The organism is Streptomyces sp. NPDC093064 (assembly GCF_044754605.1).
Classification (GTDB): domain Bacteria; phylum Actinomycetota; class Actinomycetes; order Streptomycetales; family Streptomycetaceae; genus Streptomyces.
The window spans coordinates 1-18,566 of sequence record NZ_JBIVPK010000085.1; the positions used below are offsets into that span (position 1 = coordinate 1).

The window sequence follows — 18,566 nt, forward strand, 5'->3', positions numbered from 1 at the left end:
AGCTTTTCGACCTGTAGGCTTACCCCTCGCTCGGCCGCCTGCCGCTTCAGTGTCTGGACCTGGGCATAGATCTCCACCGCGGCGATCACGGCGAAGCCCCGGCGCACTGAGCCGCGGGCCGCGGGCCGCGCCCCGGCGCAGCCCGCCCCTCCGCACACCCGCCACACAGCTGTCACTCACCCAGTCAGGACGCAGGGGAGCACACACACATGACCAGAATCCGGGTCGCCCTCGTGGGCACCGGGCACATCGCGGAGGCCGCGCACCTGCCGGCCTTCGCGGCCGAGGCCGCGCGTACCGAACTGGTGGCCGCGATGGACGTCGACCGCAAGCGCGCCGAGGACTTCGCCGCCCGGCACGGCATCCCCGCCGCCTACGACGACCTCGACCTGATGCTCGACCGCGAGCACCCCGACCTGGTCGTGCTGTGCTCCCCGCCGGCCGCCCACCTGGACGCGGTGCTGAGCAGCCTGGCCGCCGGGGCGTGGGTGTGGCTGGAGAAGCCGCCGGTGCTGTCGCTGGCCGAGTTCGACCGGATCGAGCAGGCCGAACGCGCCGGCGGCCCCTACGTCTCGGTGATCTTCCAGCACCGCTTCGGGTCCGCCGCCCGGCGGCTGATCCGGCAGGTGCGCGCCGGCGACCTCGGGAGACCGCTGGTCGCCCAGTCGGTGACGGCCTGGTACCGGCCCGACGCCTACTACGCCGTGCCGTGGCGCGGCCGGTGGGACACCGAGGGCGGCGGCACCACCCTCGGGCACGGCATCCACCAGATGGACCTGATGCTCGCGGTGCTCGGGCCGTGGGCAGAAGTGCAGGCGATGGCCGGGCGGTTGCAGCGCGACATCGAGGTCGAGGACGTGTCCACCGCACTGGTCCGCTTCGAGAACGGGGCGCTGGCCACTGTCGTCAACTCCGCGCTGTCGCTGCGCGAGGAGAGCTACCTGCGGTTCGACTTCGCCGACGCCACAGTGGAGTTGCGCCACCTGTACGGGTACGGGGACGAGGACTGGACGTACACCCCGCAGCGTCCCATGCCGCCCGGCGAACCGGACATCCCCAGCTCGCACATCGCCCAACTCCCGTACCTGCTCGACGCGATGGAGCGCGGGGAGCGCCCGCCGCTGTCCGGGCCCGCCGGGCGCGAGTCACTGGAACTGGTCACCGCGCTGTACCGCGCCGCCTTCACCGGAACGCCCACGAGCCGCGCCGACCTCACCCCCGGCGACCCCTTCTACCACCGTCTGCACGGGGACACCCCTGGCTGGGCACCCGCCCCCGCCGCATCCCGAGGGAACTGATGCTCAACCAGTACGCGACACGCCTGGTCCGGCGGCCCGGCGACCGGATCAGCGCCCTGGCCGTCGACACCGAACTGTTCCGCTACCACTACCGGCCCGACCTGCCGCCCTCCGAGTGCCCCAGCCCCTACGTCCACCCGCTGCGCACCTTGGCCGGGCGCGTCATCAGCGGCAACCGCCCGCACGATCATCGCTGGCACAAGGGGCTGGCGATGACCGCCTCGCACCTGTCGGGACAGAACTTCTGGGGCGGCGGCACCTACACCCCTGGCGCCCCCGCCAGCGGCTATCTGGACCTGCCCAACGTCGGCCGCCAGGACCACCTGGGCTTCGCGTCGCTCGGCGAGGACGGCTTCACCGAGACCCTGGGCTGGATCACCGCCGAAGGAGAGGAGTGGATCAGGGAGCGCCGCACCCTCACCGTCAGGGACGTCGAGCCGGCCGGCGGCAGCTGGACCCTGGAGTTCGTCACCGAACTGCGCAACGTCCGGGGCGCCGAGTTGCTGTTCGGCAGCCCCGCGGTGTTCGGCCGCAAACTCGCCTCCTACTGCGGCTTCTTCTGGCGCGGCCCGCGGTCCTTCACCGGCGGCCGGGTGCTGGCCGCGGACGGCCTTGAGGGCCCGGAGGTGATGGGTGCCGTCTCGCCGTGGCTGGCCTACATCGGCGAGCACGACGAGGTCGACGGCCACGCCACTGTGCTGTTCCAGCCCGACCCGTCCGACGAGGAGGGCGGCAGACCACACTGGTTCGTGCGCAGCGAGCCCGTCCCGATGGTCAATCCCTCCCTCGCTTTCCGCGAGGAGCGCCCGCTCGCTCACGGCGCCGTGCTCGCCCGCCGCTACCAGGTCACCATCGCCGACGGCGCGTGGGACCGCGCGCGGATCGCCGCCTACCTCGACGCCCACCCCTGGGCCCCGGAGTGATCCCTCGGGACCAGCAGGCCGGCCGGACAGTCCCGACCGGCCTCTTCGAGAACGCCGGCGGAAGCGTGGTGGTCGGTGCTGCGGCGGGGATCACCGGGGGCGGCAACTACTCCTGAGCGGCGGTCCGCGGTGCTCCGCGATCACGGTCCGCTGCGTGCCCGTTCGGGTCATACAGCAGGTCGGCGGCGCGCCTCGGCGAGTACGGGGGCGGCGGCCGTGGCCGCGGAGGCAGCCAGGCCCGCGCCGAGGGTGAAGGAGGCCAGTGCCGGGACCGAGGTCAGGGCGCAGCGGACCGCCGCGAGGAAGAGCAGCGTCGCGCCCTGGCCCGCTTCCTCGACGGCTGGGGCCCGGCGGGCGGAACGGCTACCGGAGCGGGGGAGCGCACGGCACGATGCTGTCCATGAGGGATCACTGTGCTGAAAAATTCCACTGCTGGCGAAGTGACGCTCACCCTTCCTTCGGCGCCGGATAGGCCGCAGGCTCAGGGAGATCTGCCGTGACCTCGGAGAATCCCTGTCGCGCGTAGGGCGGGGCACGGACGGTCAAGGTGTTGCCGGACGCTCACGCGGAGGAGAACGTCACAGTTGCAAAATTCATGGGCAGGACATAGCGCTGCACGTGAACTCCGCTCGAAACGCTGCGAGGTGAACAGGGGGCGGGCCCGCCACGGGGGATGAACGGGCCCGCCCGTGTGACGCCAGGGACCCTCGGTGCGCTGTAAGCGTGGGACCTACCTCCCGCGGGTGCCTGCTTCCCCCAGTGCGGGCTCCTGCGCCGCAGGGGCAGGCAGATGCCGTAGACCGCGTCACCCCACCCTGGGCCGCCCCGAGCGAAACAGGGACGCTGGAGTACGATTCCCGTTCGATTGACCGTACGGCTCTGGAAGGATGGGCCTTGAGCGCCCAACTGAGAGATATCGCAACGCAGTTGGCAGACATGCTCTGGCGACAGCACACCGTGTACCGGGAGCGGGCCGGGGGTGTGGTCATCCGGGGAGAGCATGTGCAGCGCTGGATCAGTCTCGCCCCCTCGGGTCGCAAGGACGAGATCCTGCTCCGTGCGGGCCGTATCCTCGACGGCGGCACCACCGCTCCGGCGCGTTCGGAGACTGTCGTACCGCTCTGTGCCGGCACCGGCGAGCTCGCCACGGCCTGCCGCCGCTTGCTCGCCGAGACCGCCGCCGACGCCGCACCGCCCGCCCCGGCGGCTCCCGGCCGGACCGAGCAGTCCGAGAAGCCGAAACGGCCCGGGCGGAAAGGGAAACGGATGAGCTTCACCTCCTGGACGATCCTCGCCTGTGTGGTCGGCGTCGTCGCCCTGTTCGCCTACAGCACTGCGACGACAGGCACGCGCTGAAGAAGCTGGCCGGCGGCACCTTCGCGTATCAACTCGGGCTGCAACGGCCGTTCCTGGAGTCGCTGCCGCAGGAGCTGCATGGTCGAGCCTTTGGCCTGCTCGGCTCGGGCATCATGACGCTCCAGGGGGTGGCTCCAGTCGTGCTGGGTGCGGCAGCTGGAGTCGCGAGCATGTCCACCGACACCGTGATGGGCCTGGCGGGGGCGCTCATCCTGGCCACCGCCGCCTGGGTGGCGACCTTCCACAGCCGCCTCCCGGCCGCCGTCGGCGCGGGATAGCGATCAAGGACCGGATGACGGAAGCGTGTCGGCTCCGGCCCTGGCGCGTCTTCCAGCGTGCCGCCGGTCTCTAGGTGCTGCCGGGCGGGCAGGGCGCAGCGGCACCACAGAGGGTGAACCGCTCGGGGACTCGGTGCTGGTGCGGCCGTGACCTGGATCCTGGGCTCTTGGCCGAGGTTCGTCTCAGGTGGGGAAGGGACGGGGCCAGTAAGCCAGGCCACCGCGCTGCGGGGTGCGCAGTGTCGCCTGGCCTACCGAGTCGTGGAACGCGTAGACCTTGCGCAGGCCGGAGCGCCTGAAGACCCTCAGGATCCGGTCGTCAGTGCATATGAGACGCAGCGAGCCCTCGTGGTCACGGATGCGCTTGGTGATCGCCACGATCATGCCCAGTCCCATGGAATCCAGGAATGGTGCGGGGCACAGGTCCAGGATGAAGTGGCGGTGGCCCTCGTCGAGGAGTTTGATGACCGCTTCTTGGATCTTGGGCGCGGTGTGGACGTCGACCGCCCCGTTGACCTCGACGATGGTCCAGCCATTCGCCGGGTAGTAGGTGAGGTCCATGTGTTCGTCGTGGAGGATGCTGGTTCGCATTGCCCGCTCCTCTCCGCCAGACGACGGCTTGCTCGGCCGGCGCACGTCAGTCCCCGATCAACCGTCCGGTGGCAGCCCGGACAGGCCTCCTGGTTAGGGGCGATGGCTCCGTTCCTGGCCGGGGCTGGCGGGTGCCGGGGGGCCGACCTAGAGGGTTCTTACCCACATCATCCGGGATCCAACGATCCTGCCAGCAGGCGGCGACCGGGTCATTGAAATCGCAATCAACCAGGAGGTCGAAGGCACTCGCGGACGAGCCGGGACTGCTTGCGCCGCTGCTTTTCCACGGCCGCGGACACCGTCCGTCCAGAGCCCGCAGGACGGTCCTCAACGTCACGTTGTGCGTGCGCTGACGTGCCCGCAGCGACCGCACGACCCGCCTCCGAAGACCGCAACGTACTACTACTTCGCCGCCTGGCGCGACGACGGAACCGCACCGGCGCCTGGTCCGCGACTACGAGCACCGCCCGGCCTCCTCCGTATCCCGCGTCTACTGGGCGCTGACCCACGTGATGGCCCGCCGCCTCACTGGCGCGAGCACTCCCACCTGGCGCGATGCGCAGGCGGTGACCGCGTGAACATCCAGCCCCTGCTCGAGGCACTCGACCTCCAGGAGAGTGCCGCGCAGGCCCTGGCCGACGACCTGCGAGGACAGATCGCCGAACTGCAAGGCGGCTGCGGGAGGCCGAGGCACACCTCGAACACCTGGGAATCACCCGGAAGACCGTCACTGCTCTCGCTGACCGGCTTCCCGTCCAGGCCGCCTCGGCCGACCTGCCCGAGCACCCGGATTACCCCCGCACCCTCGCCGCCCTCAACCAGACCACCGGCCCACTCCGGGCCCGCGACGTCTGCGGAGCCCTCGACCACGAACTGCTGCCCAAAAACATCGAAGGCACCCGCGCCAAGCTGAAACGCCTGGTCAAGCTCGGCATCCTCACCGAGATCGATACCGGCAACTTCGCCCGGCAGGGGAGGCTCCCCAGGGGTGGGGCATGAAAAGCTGCGGTTCGACCCAGCAGAGGGGGGAGAATGGGGCTGACCTACGGCTACGACATCTACCTGCGTCCCCGGAACGTCGCCAGGGCCCTGGCCAATCTGGCCGAACTGGCGCCACCGACCCGTGATGTGCCGCCGCTTGAGCTCACACTGCCCGGCGGTGACCGGCTCGCCCTCCCGCTCACGTCGCACTTCAAGAGGGAGCCGGTCGACTGCTCCGCAAGCAGCACGCTCGAGCTCGATACGTCCATCATGTTCGGCGTCGATGACGCGGTGTGCGAATTCGCAGAGACGCACGGCCATGAACCCGAGGAGGACGGGCGAGTCCAGATCGGATACGTCTACCTGACGATCCGGTTCGAGTCCTTCCTGCACCCTCGTTACACGGCAATGGAGTTCTGGGCAGCGACGTCGGCGATGAGCCGCATGTTCGCGCGGTCGGCCCGCGTCAGAGAGGTGTTCACCGGCCTAGCCGCCGCCAGCGGCGGAGTGTGCTGCCTGTTCGACACCGGCGACGGCGGCCCCGAGCAAGTGTGCTGGCTCAACGGCGAGACGACCCAGGAGATGGTCTCTGGTCCCCGCTTTCCAGATCGGCGAGCCCTTGTGGCGACTTGGCCCGACCCTGACCAGTGAGCATCGATGCCCCTTGACGCGGCACAACCTCGAACGGACCACCCGAAAGCAGTCTTCAGTGGGAGCCCGTGCATGCCTTGGTCGCCGTCAATGACGGGTCCTCGGGAGAGGATTGGGGACCGAAGAGTTCCGCCCTCGCCCACACCATCAGGTGACAGTGAAATCGCAGAAAGCCTCACAAACCGCCCTCTTAAAGTCTCAAAGCAGTGACCCTCAAGGGGCTTGGGCGGTGTGTCAGCCCGGCACGCTGGCCCCTCTTGTCAGTCCTGCACGTTGGCCCCCGCTTGTCAGTCCTGCACGCTGCCCCCCTCTTGACCGTGGCGTTCGCACGGGCCACACTCCCATCAACTCTAGACCGGTCTAGACCAGTTGATGGAGGCATCATGTCGAAATCTGGTCGCCGTGCCGTCCCTCGTCACCAGGGGTCGGCGAAGTTACGAGTATCGGGACTCGCTGGCTGCCTCGCAGCCCTGACGGCATGCTCGGTGCTGGTGTCGCCCGCAATGCCGAGTGAGGCAGGCGCGAAACCTACTGTTCGAACGACGCCTGGGGAGGGCCGAAGCGGCGTCGCCGACCCACGCACGACCCTGCTGCCGGTTCCGCAGAACTGGGAGCCCGCAGGGGGGAAGCTCACCCTGGCGAACACGACCAGGGTCGTGATCGATCCGGCCACTGCCGGCCGCTGGACCGTTGTCTCGGGCATGACGACAGAATCCGACCCCATCGTGTCGACCCGGCCGCTGCGCGAGGTCGCACGGTATGCCGCTCGGGACATCGAGGCCCGCACGGGTGTCCGCTTGCCCCTCACCCAAGCGAACAGTGCGAACGGCAACGGCATCCAGGTGGCCCTCGATGCGGCTCTCGCCCCCGAGGTCGGCCCCGAGGGATACCGGCTGGAGATCGGTCGGACGGTGCGGCTCACCGCGCCCACGGCCAGTGGCATCTATTACGGGTCACGCAGCCTGATCCAGTTGCTGGTCGGGAGCGCCGACCAACGCACCCTGCCCACCGGTGTCCTCACTGACCGCGCCAACACCACCGTGCGCATGAACACGATCGACGTGTCCCGTGAGTACTGGGAGCCTCGCGCCGTGGCCGACGTCATCCGACAGATGGGGTACCTCAAGCAGAACTACCTCGTGCTTCACGTCGATGATGCCGAGGGTTTCCGACTCAACAGCCCCAAGTACCCAGGGCTGGCCGAGCCAGGCTTCAGCTACGACCGGGCTGACATCGAGAGTCTCGACCGGATCGCCCGGGAGAACAACGTGACCCTCGTTCCAGGTTTCGAGCTGCCGGCCCACGTCTCACCCAAGTCGGCCTACTTCCACATCGGCATGGCAGACGGCCCGCGTGAGGTCGAACCGGGGTTCGGTGAGCGCGACACGGGCGCGACTCCGCAGAACACCTGCCAGGGCTACAGCTACAGCCACCTGACCGACGACTTCACGTTCAACCTCATGAACCCGAAGGCCCTCAAGGTCTCCCAGGAGATGCTCGACGAGTTCCTCCCCTGGTTCTCCTCGCCGTGGGTCCACCTCGGTGGTGACGAGATGCCCCCGAACATGAACCGCTGCCCCGCTCTGCGGGACTACGTGGCCAACTCGAACGGCAAGTACGCCACGACGGCCGATGTCGAGATGAAGTTCATCAACGAGGTGAATGACCACGTTCGAGCCAAGGGCCGCACCTCGGTGGTCTACAACGGCTCCGAGGCGTCGGCGCGCAACATCCCGCTCGACACCAACGTCATCGTCATGGACTGGACCGGCAGTGGAACCGCCGACCACCTGAAGCCCTACGACAAGATCGTCGCTGACGGCAACTTCCTCTACCTGGTGCCGGCCCGTTCAGGCCGCCCCAACCAGCAGCGCATCGCCCAGACGTGGACCACACCCACCGACCCGAAGATCCTCGGGTGGGGCATGCACGTCTGGGGTGACGACTTGGGCTGGGCTGAAGGCCAGTGGCTCGAGTCGCTGTCGATCATGCCGAGAGGTCGGGTCGCAGACCGGCAGTGGAACACCCGCCCGCGCACCCAGACGGAGTACGCGGCATACGAGGCCACCATGCAGACCATCGGCACCGCACCGGGATACACGGGCGTCCAGCAGCCCAACGCCACCACGAACGCCCGACCGATCCACCAATACGTCATGGATCCGGAGTTCCCCCGTGGCACCTACGACGCGCACACGTCGAACAACCGACGCGGAATCATCGACCGATGCGACCTCAGCGGGATGACCCCGCTGTCCGTATCGACGCGCTCAGCCACCGACCCGGACAAGGGCCAGGTGAAGGTCATCGACTCCGGCGGCTACTGGCTCGGGGCCTCCAACCTGACCGGACCCTGGTCGGTCACCGGCACCGCCAAGGTGAGCGGAACGGTGACTCTGCTCGGCCAGGTCGACTCCACGAACCGGGTCACCCTGAGCCCGACCGACGTCACCGTGCGCTGGAACGGTGTGACCCAGAGCTTTGGTCGTGGCCTCGGGTCAGGGCAATGGGCCGACTTCGCTCTCACCAGCGACGGTTCGACCGTCACGCTCTATCTCGACGGTGAGCGCGTCGGCACCGTCACCAGTGAGCTGACGCTGCCCCGCTCGCGGATGCTCTACGGCGCGACCGGCACGACTCTCGCCGCCCTGGACATCTACGCACAGCGCCTCACGGCCGACCAGGTGTCCTCTGTGCGGACGCAGCGTCCCGAGGCTGTTTGCGCGACCTACCCCGCGGCGCCGACACTGCCCGCGCCTCGGCCTGCCGGACCACCGACACGTAGCTGAGGAGGGCCCTACTGCTCATCGCTCAGGATCTCGCCCGCCCTCGACAGTCCCGCAACGAAGATCGCGACGACGAGCCACGAGCGTGAACATCTCCTGAGTCCGCATCGGTCGTGTCCCTTCTCGTGCAACACCGTTGCGTTTAGCGACCTGACTGTTTGTCAAATGGGCAGAAAGCAAGACGGGACCCCTGGTAGATCGCTGTGGTGTCGAAGCCCAACGATCGTTGCACCGGAGGTCCCGTTGTCGCGGCATTCTGCCACCCCGCCACCCGTGGCGTCAGCTCACGATGTGTACGCTCCCGGCCACCTGGGAGAGTTGACACAGGTCATCGATCCGCAGCTGGTCGACGTCGTCCTTGAGGAGACAGGCTCGCGTGAGCGGCGTGTGCGGTTGCTGCCTGCGCGGGTGGTGGTGTACTTCGTGCTCGCTCTCGCCTTCTTCGAGCGCTCGTCCTACCAGGCGGTGTGGGGCAAACTCGGTGCGGGACTGCACGGGATCGCGGTGGCGCGGCCGTGCGCCTCCTCGTTGTCGCGGGCCCGGCGCCGACTGGGCAGCGCCCCGTTGCGCCGCCTGTTCGAGATCCTGGCCGGTCCGGTCGCCGCCCGGGCACAGGCCGGCTCCTTCTACCGCGGTCTGCGGGCGGTCGCGGTGGACGGCACCACCTTGAGCATCCCCGACGAGGAGGCGGTGACCTGGCGCTTCCCCAAGCACGGCGGCCAGGTCCTGGAATTCGGCTACCCCCTGCTGCGCCTGGTGGCGCTGGTCGAGTGCGGAACCCGCGCCCTGCTCGGCGCGGCCTTCGGCCCGGACACCACCGGCGAACTCGGCTACGCACGCCGCCTGCTGTCCCACCTGGACACCTCGATGGTGTTGCTGGCCGACGCCTACTACGACGCATACGACTTCCTGGAGGCAGTGACCGGCACCGGCGCGTCCTTCCTGCTGCGCTCGACCCGCAAGCGGCGCCCGACGGTGCGCCACCCGCTGCCGGACGGCTCCTACCTGACCACAGTCTGTGCCGGGAGATACCAGGCCGGGCGCGGTTACGGGCGGCTCGAGGTGCGGATCATCGAAGCCTGGATGACCATCGAGCTGGCCGACGGCACCCGCCGCACCGAGCTGTGGCGGCTGATGACGAGCCTCCTGGATGCCCAGAGCTACCCCGCCCACGAGCTGATCGCGTTGTATCACCGCAGGTGGCAGGCGGAGACCTGCTACTTCTCGTTGAAGTCGACCATTCTCGACGGGCGGGTGCTGCGCTCGCGGACGGTCCCCGGGATAGAGCAGGAGGTCTATGCCCTGCTGACGGTCTACCAGGCGCTCGTGCGGACCGCGGACGACCTGGTCACGGCCCAGCCGGGCCTGTCGGCGGAGCGCGTCAGCATGATCGTGCTGCTCAACGCCGCCGCTGACCAGATTGTGGCCGCCCACGGCATCGCCCCGGACGGTCCGGTGGACCTCGTCGGAGCGATCGGTCGTGCCGCCCTGGCCGGCCTCCTGCCGAAGAGCCGGCGCCGGCGGCTGAAGGCCCGCGTCCGCAAGCGCAACAGCAAGTACACGTTCACCACCGGCAAGCACCCCAGAACAGCACAGGCATACACCCTTCACTTCGAGATGATCAAGGAAGGCGGCCTTGACACCACCAACGGTGGCTAAACGCAACGGTGTTGCCTTCTCGTGGTGTAGCCGATCATCCGGCGGTCGTGTTGGTGGTGTTGGGTAGCGCGGGGGCGCTTTCGGGGCGCTCGGCGGGGTAGAGCTGGTCCATGCTTCCCTCGGGTAGGTAGCGGCGTGGGAAGGCGATCCACTCGTCGTGCAGTTCGAAGAGCACGGCGGTGACCAGCCGCAGGAGCGCGTCGTCGTTGGGGAAGACCTGGACGACGTCGGTGCGGCGCTTGACCTCGCGGTTGATCCGCTCCAGCGGGTTGGTGGACTGGATCTTCTTCCAATGTCGCTCGGGGAAGGCGGCGAAGGCGGTCAGGTCGTCCTTCGCTTCCAGCAGCATCTCCTTGACCTTGGGGAACTGCTTGCCGAGCATGTCGGCGACGGTGTCGAGTTGGGTGCGGACCGCGTCGGCGGTGGGCTGGGCGAAGATGGTGCGGATCGTGGCGGCGGCCATCTCGGCCGCTTCCTTGTTGATCACGCTGAACACGTTGCGCAGGAAGTGAACCCTGCAGCGCTGGTAGGCGGCCCCGAGCATGACCTTGCGGATGGCCTTGACCAGCCCTGAGTGGTGGTCGCCGATGACGAGCTGGACCCCGGTCAGACCGCGTTCGCGCAGGTGACGCAGGAACTGGGTCCAGAACACCTCGGTCTCGCTGTCGCCGACCATCACTCCCAGGACCTCGCGGCCGCCGTCCTCGGTGATGCCGGTGGCGATCACCACGGCCCGGGAGACGATCTGGTGCGCGACCCTGGCCTTGCAGTAGGTCGCATCGAGGTAGACGTAGGGGAAGCGTGTGTGGTCCAGGAGCCGGCCACGGAAGGCGGTCAGCTGGGTGTCGAGGTCCGCGCAGATCCGCGAGACCTCGCTCTTGGAGATCCCGCTGTCCGCTCCCAGCGCCTTGACCAGGTCGTCGACCGAACGGGTGGACACGCCGTGGACGTAGGCCTCCATGATGACGGCGAACAGGGCCTGGTCGATACGCCGGCGCCGCTCCAGCAGGCTCGGGAAGAAGCTGCCCGAGCGCAGCTTGGGTATGGCCAGGTCCAGGTCGCCGGCCTGAGTGGTCAGCGTCTTGTCGCGGTGGCCGTTGCGAAGCGCGGTGCGCGTCTCGGTGTGTTCGTTCCACTCCGCGCCGATCCTCGCCGTCGCCTCGGCCTCGATCAGCTCCTGGAGCATCCGCTCGGCTACACCGCGGACGAGTTCGAGCCCGTCCGCCGAACGCAGTGATTCCAGCAGCCGAAGTAAGTCATGCTGGGACAGGGCCATCGTGCACCTCCTGGTTGAACTGGCCGTTTACCAAGGAGAGTTGCACGGTGGCCCGCCTGCTGGGCAGGTAGCGCAATCCCTGTCGACACACGCCCCGGGCGTACGCCCCAGCTTTGATCGGCTACACCACGAAGTGGGACGCCATCTCCGCATCGGTGTGCCGAACTCGAAACAGGGCGGCTAGACCTCGTGTACGAGGTCTAGCCGCCCTGTCCTTGGAGGAGGTGACGCGTATGTCCGAGCGCACAACTCCGCAGGCCGCCCTCGGCGAACGCCTCGACGAGGCGAGGCACGAGGCCGGCTTCAGCCTCCGCGACCTAGCCAAGCGCGCCTGTCGCGTGCTCAACCCAGCTCTCTTCCTGATCGCTGCCAGTAAGTGAGCCGGTGACGCCCAGAGGTGTCAGTACGTCACGGTGATCCGCCGTGCCGGGCCGTCCACGCTGACCAGGCCGCCGTATGGGATCACCAGTTGGGGATCGGTGTGCCCGAAGTCCACGTCGAAGACTGCCATGGTCTGGGGGGCCATAGACGGCTAGCGCGCGCAGCACAGCCTCGCGCTGCTCGGCGGCGTAACGCCGCCTGGCCTCAGGGCTGTTTGGCTGCTGGAAGGACCATGCCTTGGCCCGGCCCATCAGCAGGGCAGGGAAGCGGGCCAGCAGGCCCCGCTCACCCATGTTGCGCAGGATCCGGAAGACTTCCTCCCCGTTCGGCATCTCCTCGGAGGTTTCCAGGAACAGCACGCCGCCCTGGTACGCGGTGGGGTCGCGTTCGATCTCGCGGTCGGCCATCAGCAGCCAGGAGAGGATCTCGAGGTTGCCGCCCCAGGCTCGGCCCTCGACGATGCGCTCAGCCGGGGCCGATCCGAACGGGGCCGATGTCGGCGTCCTGGAGGAAGTTGATCAGTTCGATCGCGCGCGCTGTGGGCAGCGGCAGCTGCCGCAGTTCGTCGTCGGTGAGCGGGATGATGCGGCCGCCGGCCGTCTCGTAGCCCTGGCCGATCTCCCCGTAAGAGACTTCTCGGTCCTCGATCTCGCACCAGTAGCGGTTGCGCACCAGACCGTTGTCGATGGTGTGGATCAGGTGGAAGCGGACGCGCGGCCCGGCCTGGTCGGCACGCGGCCAGCGCATGACGAAACGGCACTTTCCCCGGAGGGAAAGTGCCGTTTCGTCAGTTACCTCAGTTCGCCGGGGTCGTGGTGACCGTGACCTGGCGGTCGTTGGCCGCGTACAGCTCCATCGAGGCCACGTTCGCGTGCGAGGTGCTCGTGCCCAGCCAGCGGTAGTACCGGTAGGCCGTGTTGTTGTTGAGCGCCTTCACGTACCAGGACGACGAGTTCGCCGTGGCCGGGCTGTCGTCGATCGTGGCAAGGTCGACGAAGCCGTCACTGTCCGACGTGTTCGAGCCCTGGAGCTTCGCCCCCGCGATCCGGGCCGCGTTCGTGCCCGAGCGCGGCAGGAACCGGAGCACGTTGACGGGCGTCGGGCTGCCGAAGTCCCAGCCCACGTACGGCGTTGTCGAGCTGTGGTCGTAGAACGTCCCCGGATTGTCGTCGAAAGCGTTCCGCGGCGGGTACGAACCCCCGCTCGTCGAGCCGAACGCAGTGCCGTTGCCGTTGTCGTTCAGGCTCAGGTTGCGCAGCGGTGACGGTATGCCGGTGAAGGTCACCGTGACCACCACGTCCGCGGCATCCGGGGCCTTCGCCGTCACCTGGTAGGAGCCGTTGCCCGTCACCATCAGCAGGCCGCCGCTCGGGTCGATGGTCGCGTCCGGCGCGGCCGACCCGTCGGCCGCAGTCACCGTCCACGTCCGCCCGGTCCCGGCGACCAGCTGGACCAGGTGCCCGCCGCGCACTGAGACAGCGCTCACGCCGTTCAGGTCGGCCTTCGGCACGTCCGAAACATCCCCGGATTTCACGGCAGACGCTGCCGACGTCAGCGCGGCGTAGGCGGCATCCACGTCCGACTGGGTCGCCTTCGCGTCGTCATTGACCTTCTGGGCCGCGGCCAGCGCCGCCTGCAGATCATCCCACGCCTTCGGGGTCGCAAAGTCGTCCGCGGTCAGCTTCGACGCGTTGGCGATCGCCGCGACCAGATCGGTCTTGTCCGGCAGGGTGACCGCGACGGCCGGGTCGATCGCCTTGATGGCTTCGTTCAGCGCGATGGCCGCGAAGTACGCGGTGTCCTTGCTGATGTTCACCGCCGAATAACCGGAGTAACGCGCCTTCACGCCCAAGGCGTTGATGTACGCCGTCTGGAGTCGTTCCTGCAGTCCTTCCCAGTCCCGGCTGGTCGAGACCCGTTTGAAGCCGCTACCGGTGGTGTCGCCCGAATACGCCGAGACCTTCTTCGCCGCGGCGAGCACCGAGGCCAACGGGCTGTACTTGCTGAAGTCAGCTCCCTGTGAGGTCACCTTCACGGTGGTCGTGACCGGCGGCAGGCTCGGGTTGGCCATGCTGGTGCCGGTGATCTCCACCGTGCCCGCCCCACGCGCGATCACGAGCCCGTTCTTGTCGACCATCGCCACGTTCTGGTCGCTCGACCGCCAGGCGATCCGCCGGTCGTAGGCGTTGGCCGGGGACACCGAAGCCGTGAGCTGCAGCCGGTTCGTGCCGGTCACCTTGCCGGTGCTGGCACTGGTGGACGCCGGCCCGTAGATCGTCGCTTCCGACGGGCTGAGCAGCAGCAGTCCGGTCGGGACCGTGGACACGTCGGCAACCTTGACGTTGATCGTCTGGCTTACCCCGTTGTCGGACAGACCGCCTCGTTCGACACTGCGCGCGGTGATCGTCGCGTTCGCGACCTTGCCGCCGCCGGTGCCGACCGCCTGGATCGTCGCCGTGTTCCCGGACCCGGTCACCTTTACGACCTGGTTGTTCGAGGACTTCCACTCCACCGTGTCGCCGGACTTGCCGCCCTCGAGCGTGGCCGTGACGGTGCCGGTGCCCGCGGGGGCGTTGCGGTTCGCGCTGTCGTAGACCAGCGTCGTCGAGTACTTGGACAGCGAGATGCCGGTGACGGTGTGGGTCTGGTCGGTGGTGTCGACCATGACCATGTACCGCCTGCCCTGCTTGGTGTTGAACACGAGCTTGCCGCCCTGCACGTCGTAGTCGACGCGCTCGCCCAGCGTGTTGTCGGCGTTGACCGTCTGGATGACCGGGCGGCCGCTGGCCCACGGGTCGACCAGCGCGATCTTCCCGTCCCGCTTGCTGGTCACGTCCACATAGGACACCGAGCCCTTGTCCGCGTCGAACGCGCTCGACACCTCGACGTTGCCCTTCGCGCCCAGCCGCTCGTAGCTCACCGACTGGGTCCGGTCCCAGTTCGGGAACACCGACAGGGTCGTCGGGAGGTCCGGCGTGGTGCTGCTCTGCAGCAGCATCGCGTTGACGCCCTCCATCGCGCCGACGGTCTCGACCGCGCCACCGCTGCCGTAGTAGGTCAGGTTGCTGGTGCGCACCTTGGCCTTGAGCGCGGTCTTGAACTTCGCCAGCAGATCCGCGGCCGGCCAGCCCGCGTGCGCCGCGATCGGGAACACCTTGGGGAAGCCGTTGTTCTGGCTGCTCCAGCCGGCGAACCCGGTGGCCGCCCAGGAGTTCATGTACTCGAGCGTGTTCCGGACCTTGCCGAGCAGTTCCGGGTCGCCGTCGAGCTGCTGCGCGTTCTCGAAGGGGAACACCACGCCCTCGAGCTCGACCGGCTGGTCACCCGGCTCGATCATGTCGACGTGCGCCTGGTTCGGCGACTGGTAGTCCGTGGCCATCAGCGTCGGGACGAAGTTGTCGTTGTTGTTCGCGGAGAAGACGCCCTTGGGCAGCCCGGCTTCCGGGAACGCCGTGTGGTCTGCCAGGTCCTTCCATCGAGCGACGGTGGCCGGGGCTTCGCCCATCTCCTTGGCGTGCGCGGACAGGAACTTCGACAGGTACTTGATCGCACCGATGTCGAGGTCGGGGTTGATGTCGGCGGCGTCGCCCTCGTGGATCGACGAGCCGATCACCGAGTAGTGGTACTGCCCGTTCCCGTCGTCCTGCTTCAGGACGTAGGAGCTGTAGAAGTCGAGCAGCTGCTTGAGGTGCGGATAGAGCACCTTGCGCAGGTACTGATCGTCCAATGTGTATTCATAGTAGGAAAGCATGTTGATCGCGGCGAAGAAGCCGTTCGACTTCTGGTCCGTGGACCCCGAGCTGAACCCGTAGACCGGCACGGGTGCCTTCGGGTTCAGTGCCGGCTGGTCGCTCGCCAGCAGGTGGAACGGGGACAGCGTCCGGACGTGCACCGCGCCGTCATGTCCCTGTGCGGCGGCGTTGTTCTGCTGCCACGGCAGGTCGTAGGCGATGACCCGGTTGAACGGCACTTCGGTGTCGATGCGGTTGGTCGAGCCCGACGCGTAGTACTGGGCCTGCTGGTTGTAGTTGAGGAAGTACCGACCGCCCCAGCCGACGTTGTCCGCGGGAACCCACTCGCCGTACATCGAGCCCGGCAGATTCTGCGGGTTCACCTTCCCGTTCGCGCTCGTCGGCCGGTTCGAGCTGCCGAGCACGTACAGCGATCCGTAGTAGTACTGGGCCACTTCGGGGTCGGCGAACTGGACGTAGCTGCGGAGCCAGTAGTTCTTCCACCAGGCCTGATGCTCGGCCTTGAGCTGGTCGACAGCGCTCTGCGACGCATACGCGCGGACCCCGTCGACGGCGTCCTTCTGCACGTCCCTGACGCTCTTGATCTTGGTGTGGTTACCGCTGTTGCTGGTCAGGTAAGTGACCAGGGACGCGGTCGCGCCTGGCGCGACGGTGACGTTCCCGGACTCGCCCAGCGAGTTGTAGTACTTCTTCTTGTTGCTGTCGTAGTAGTCGTTCGCTTCGATTTCCTCGCGCGGGTTCGCGAGCTCAGAGCCGACGACGGTCGTCGCGGTCGCCATCCGGCTCCGATAGCTGCTCGTGTTGGTGGTACTGCTGTCCCGCGTCGTCCAGAGGACGGGACTGGCCTGCGAGGAGTCCACTCCGCCGGTGTACGGGTAGGTGTTCTGTGCATCGGTCAGGTCGGTCGCGCTCGAGCTCGCGTACGCCATCGCCGGGACCCACTGCTTGGTCCTCAGCGTCACCGGCCCGGTTCCGTTGTTGCGGATCTCGGTGACGAAGACGTTCGCGGTGTCGGCGGTCCAGGAGTTCAGCCGGATCGGAGCGTCGGCACCGTGGTCGTCCTTGAGCTCCAGGTCCGTGGTGACCTGTGCGTTGAGGATGTCCTGCTTCATCTTGAACGCGCTCGCCGCGTTGGTACCCGCCGCGGTCGTCGGCCAGACGTCCAGCCCGCCGCCGGAGAGGATTCCGTCGTTGTCCTTGACCGAGCTACCCTGCGCGTGCAACTTGCCAAAGAAGTCGTTCTTGCCGAAGTAGTACTGCTGCGAAGTGTTGGACACGCCGGCAGCGACGGCACCGATGTCGCCGTTGCCCATGAGCTGGCCGGTCGTGTAGCTGCCCTTGTCGACGTCGCTGATGTTGAGCGGCGACGTCACCGAACCGGAGATACCGGACAGGATCTTCTGGAGCTTGGCCCAGTCGTCCTGGCCGAGATGGTCGAGTACCGCTTGCGGCACCTTGAAACCGTCGGCGTTGGATGGCCCGACGTCCGCGGCGAGCGCGGGAACGGCCGTGAGGGCTCCTACCATCGCGAACGCGGATATTACCGTTATGTGACGTCTCACATCAGCTCTCCTTGGCCGTCAGGACTTCACGAGTGGCGGCCACCGATGTCAGGCCACGGGGCCGTAAGCCGAGAGTATGGAGAGAAGATCCGATGTCTGTCAACGATTAGGACCCCAAAACGCGGGCAATGGATCCTCCATGGCAGGGCGGCTCCACTTATTGATCCGATGTGTGTGGTCGTGTGTCGGTCATAGACAAAACCGCGCCTCCTCGCGCCCGGGAACAGCACGGGCTCGGCTGCAACGGCCTACCGCCCACTGGACCTCATCGCGCTGTGGTGGGGCGGCAGGACGGAAATCGACACCGGCGAGGGCAAGTTCTACCTCGCGAAGGTCCATGACGCGTTCTCAGGCCGGGCCCTGGGCTACGCGATGGGCGAGAGGTAGAGGCCGCGCCGGTCAGTGTCGCGTGCAGATGGCGATCGCTACCAGAGGCGGCCAGGTGGACGGCGTCATCTTGCACACGGACTTCGGGAGCGGAATACACCTCCGAGGCGTTCCAGCAGTTGTGCGGCAGGTGGACGTGGCGCAGTCGATGAGATTCCCGCACTGAACCCGGCGATGGCAGGGGACGCCGCCCGGCGGCGGATACCGTCGGGCGGCGCCTGGGGACAGGCGGCCTCAGCTGTGGTTCTTGGGGTACATGAAGCCGACCTGGATCTCGTCGATCTGGAGTTTCTTGTAGAACTTGGACACTGTGGGCTCGGCCCAGGTGTCGGCGACGTCGAGCTTGAGGTAGCGGGTCTCCAGGGCCGAGCCGCCGGGCTCGCCGAGGTCGATGAAGCGAACGCCTCGTGCGCTCTCCAGGACGTCTTCCTTCACCTGCCGCCAGTGGACGCCGTCATCGCTCGCGGAGACCGTGTAGTTCTTGATGCGTGCGGAGTCCTCCTTGCGGCCGAAGGTCTCCCGGTTGTGGGTCGGGGACCACTCGCGCTGGTTGATGTCGAGGTAGGCGGCCTTGCGTACCTCGCCGAGGTCTAGTGGCTTGTCACGCCGCCTTGGCCGGGTAATCGACCTGCTGCCCGTCGGCCAGCAGACTGTCCCCAAGGTCTGATCTTGGAGGTGGTCGTGG

11 protein-coding genes and 3 pseudogenes are annotated in these 18,566 nt (G+C 67.7%); 8 read left to right on the top strand and 6 right to left on the bottom strand.

Going from position 1 to position 18,566, the window contains the following annotated elements:
* The first annotated feature begins 209 nt into the window (after positions 1–209).
* From ACIQFZ_RS41135 to ACIQFZ_RS41145, 3 genes are all read left to right on the top strand, one after another.
* On the top strand, positions 210–1,298 hold the full coding sequence (locus ACIQFZ_RS41135) for a Gfo/Idh/MocA family protein (protein WP_402693733.1): 1,089 nt from the start codon (positions 210–212) through the stop codon (positions 1,296–1,298).
* Positions 1,298–2,221, top strand: a complete 924-nt coding sequence (locus ACIQFZ_RS41140; RefSeq protein ID WP_402693734.1) for a PmoA family protein — start codon at positions 1,298–1,300, stop codon at positions 2,219–2,221. Before ACIQFZ_RS41135 ends, ACIQFZ_RS41140 begins: the two co-directional genes overlap by 1 nt.
* Positions 2,222–3,157: 936 nt before the next feature.
* Entirely contained in the window at positions 3,158–3,577 is a 420-nt protein-coding gene (locus ACIQFZ_RS41145) for a hypothetical protein (RefSeq protein WP_365433904.1), read from the top strand.
* A 461-nt stretch (positions 3,578–4,038) separates the two neighbouring features.
* Here the strand turns inward: ACIQFZ_RS41145 and ACIQFZ_RS41150 are convergent, their stop codons facing one another.
* Positions 4,039–4,446, bottom strand: a complete 408-nt coding sequence (locus ACIQFZ_RS41150; protein WP_376653246.1) for an STAS domain-containing protein — start codon at positions 4,444–4,446, stop codon at positions 4,039–4,041.
* A gap of 434 nt (positions 4,447–4,880) precedes the next feature.
* Between ACIQFZ_RS41150 and ACIQFZ_RS41155 the strand changes: the two are divergent.
* From ACIQFZ_RS41155 to ACIQFZ_RS41170, 4 genes and pseudogenes are all read left to right on the top strand, one after another.
* Positions 4,881–5,024: pseudogene (locus ACIQFZ_RS41155) on the top strand (IS5/IS1182 family transposase); the annotation flags it as partial.
* A 454-nt stretch (positions 5,025–5,478) separates the two neighbouring features.
* Positions 5,479–6,078, top strand: a complete 600-nt coding sequence (locus ACIQFZ_RS41160) for a hypothetical protein (protein ID WP_383060521.1) — start codon at positions 5,479–5,481, stop codon at positions 6,076–6,078.
* Positions 6,079–6,581: 503 nt separating this feature from the next.
* Complete coding sequence (locus ACIQFZ_RS41165; protein WP_402693739.1) at positions 6,582–8,867, top strand: family 20 glycosylhydrolase; 2,286 nt, start codon at positions 6,582–6,584, stop codon at positions 8,865–8,867.
* Positions 8,868–9,137: 270 nt separating this feature from the next.
* A complete protein-coding gene (locus tag ACIQFZ_RS41170) occupies positions 9,138–10,523 on the top strand; it encodes an IS4 family transposase (protein ID WP_402693735.1) in 1,386 nt (461 codons plus the stop codon).
* A 34-nt stretch (positions 10,524–10,557) separates the two neighbouring features.
* On the opposite strand, the gene ACIQFZ_RS41175 is transcribed toward ACIQFZ_RS41170, so the two are convergent.
* Entirely contained in the window at positions 10,558–11,799 is a 1,242-nt protein-coding gene (locus ACIQFZ_RS41175) for an IS256 family transposase (RefSeq protein ID WP_402693736.1), read from the bottom strand.
* A 233-nt stretch (positions 11,800–12,032) separates the two neighbouring features.
* On the opposite strand from ACIQFZ_RS41175, the gene ACIQFZ_RS41180 reads away from it, so the two are divergent.
* Positions 12,033–12,179, top strand: a complete 147-nt coding sequence (locus tag ACIQFZ_RS41180; protein ID WP_365777193.1) for a hypothetical protein — start codon at positions 12,033–12,035, stop codon at positions 12,177–12,179.
* 20 nt (positions 12,180–12,199) lie between these two features.
* Here ACIQFZ_RS41180 and ACIQFZ_RS41185 read toward each other — a convergent pair.
* From ACIQFZ_RS41185 to ACIQFZ_RS41200, 4 genes and pseudogenes are all read right to left on the bottom strand, one after another.
* Positions 12,200–12,650 (bottom strand): annotated as a pseudogene (locus ACIQFZ_RS41185) (LD-carboxypeptidase); the annotation flags it as partial.
* Positions 12,646–12,927 (bottom strand): Ku protein, encoded by a 282-nt coding sequence (locus ACIQFZ_RS41190; protein WP_402693737.1) that lies wholly within the window; start codon positions 12,925–12,927, stop codon positions 12,646–12,648. The gene ACIQFZ_RS41190 and the pseudogene ACIQFZ_RS41185, both read right to left, overlap by 5 nt.
* Positions 12,928–12,976: 49 nt before the next feature.
* Positions 12,977–17,494 carry a glycosyl hydrolase family 95 catalytic domain-containing protein gene (locus ACIQFZ_RS41195; protein ID WP_402693738.1) on the bottom strand — a complete coding sequence of 1,506 codons (4,518 nt, stop codon included), beginning with the start codon at positions 17,492–17,494 and terminating at the stop codon, positions 12,977–12,979.
* Between the two features lie 621 nt (positions 17,495–18,115).
* Positions 18,116–18,566: pseudogene (locus ACIQFZ_RS41200) on the bottom strand (hypothetical protein); the annotation flags it as partial.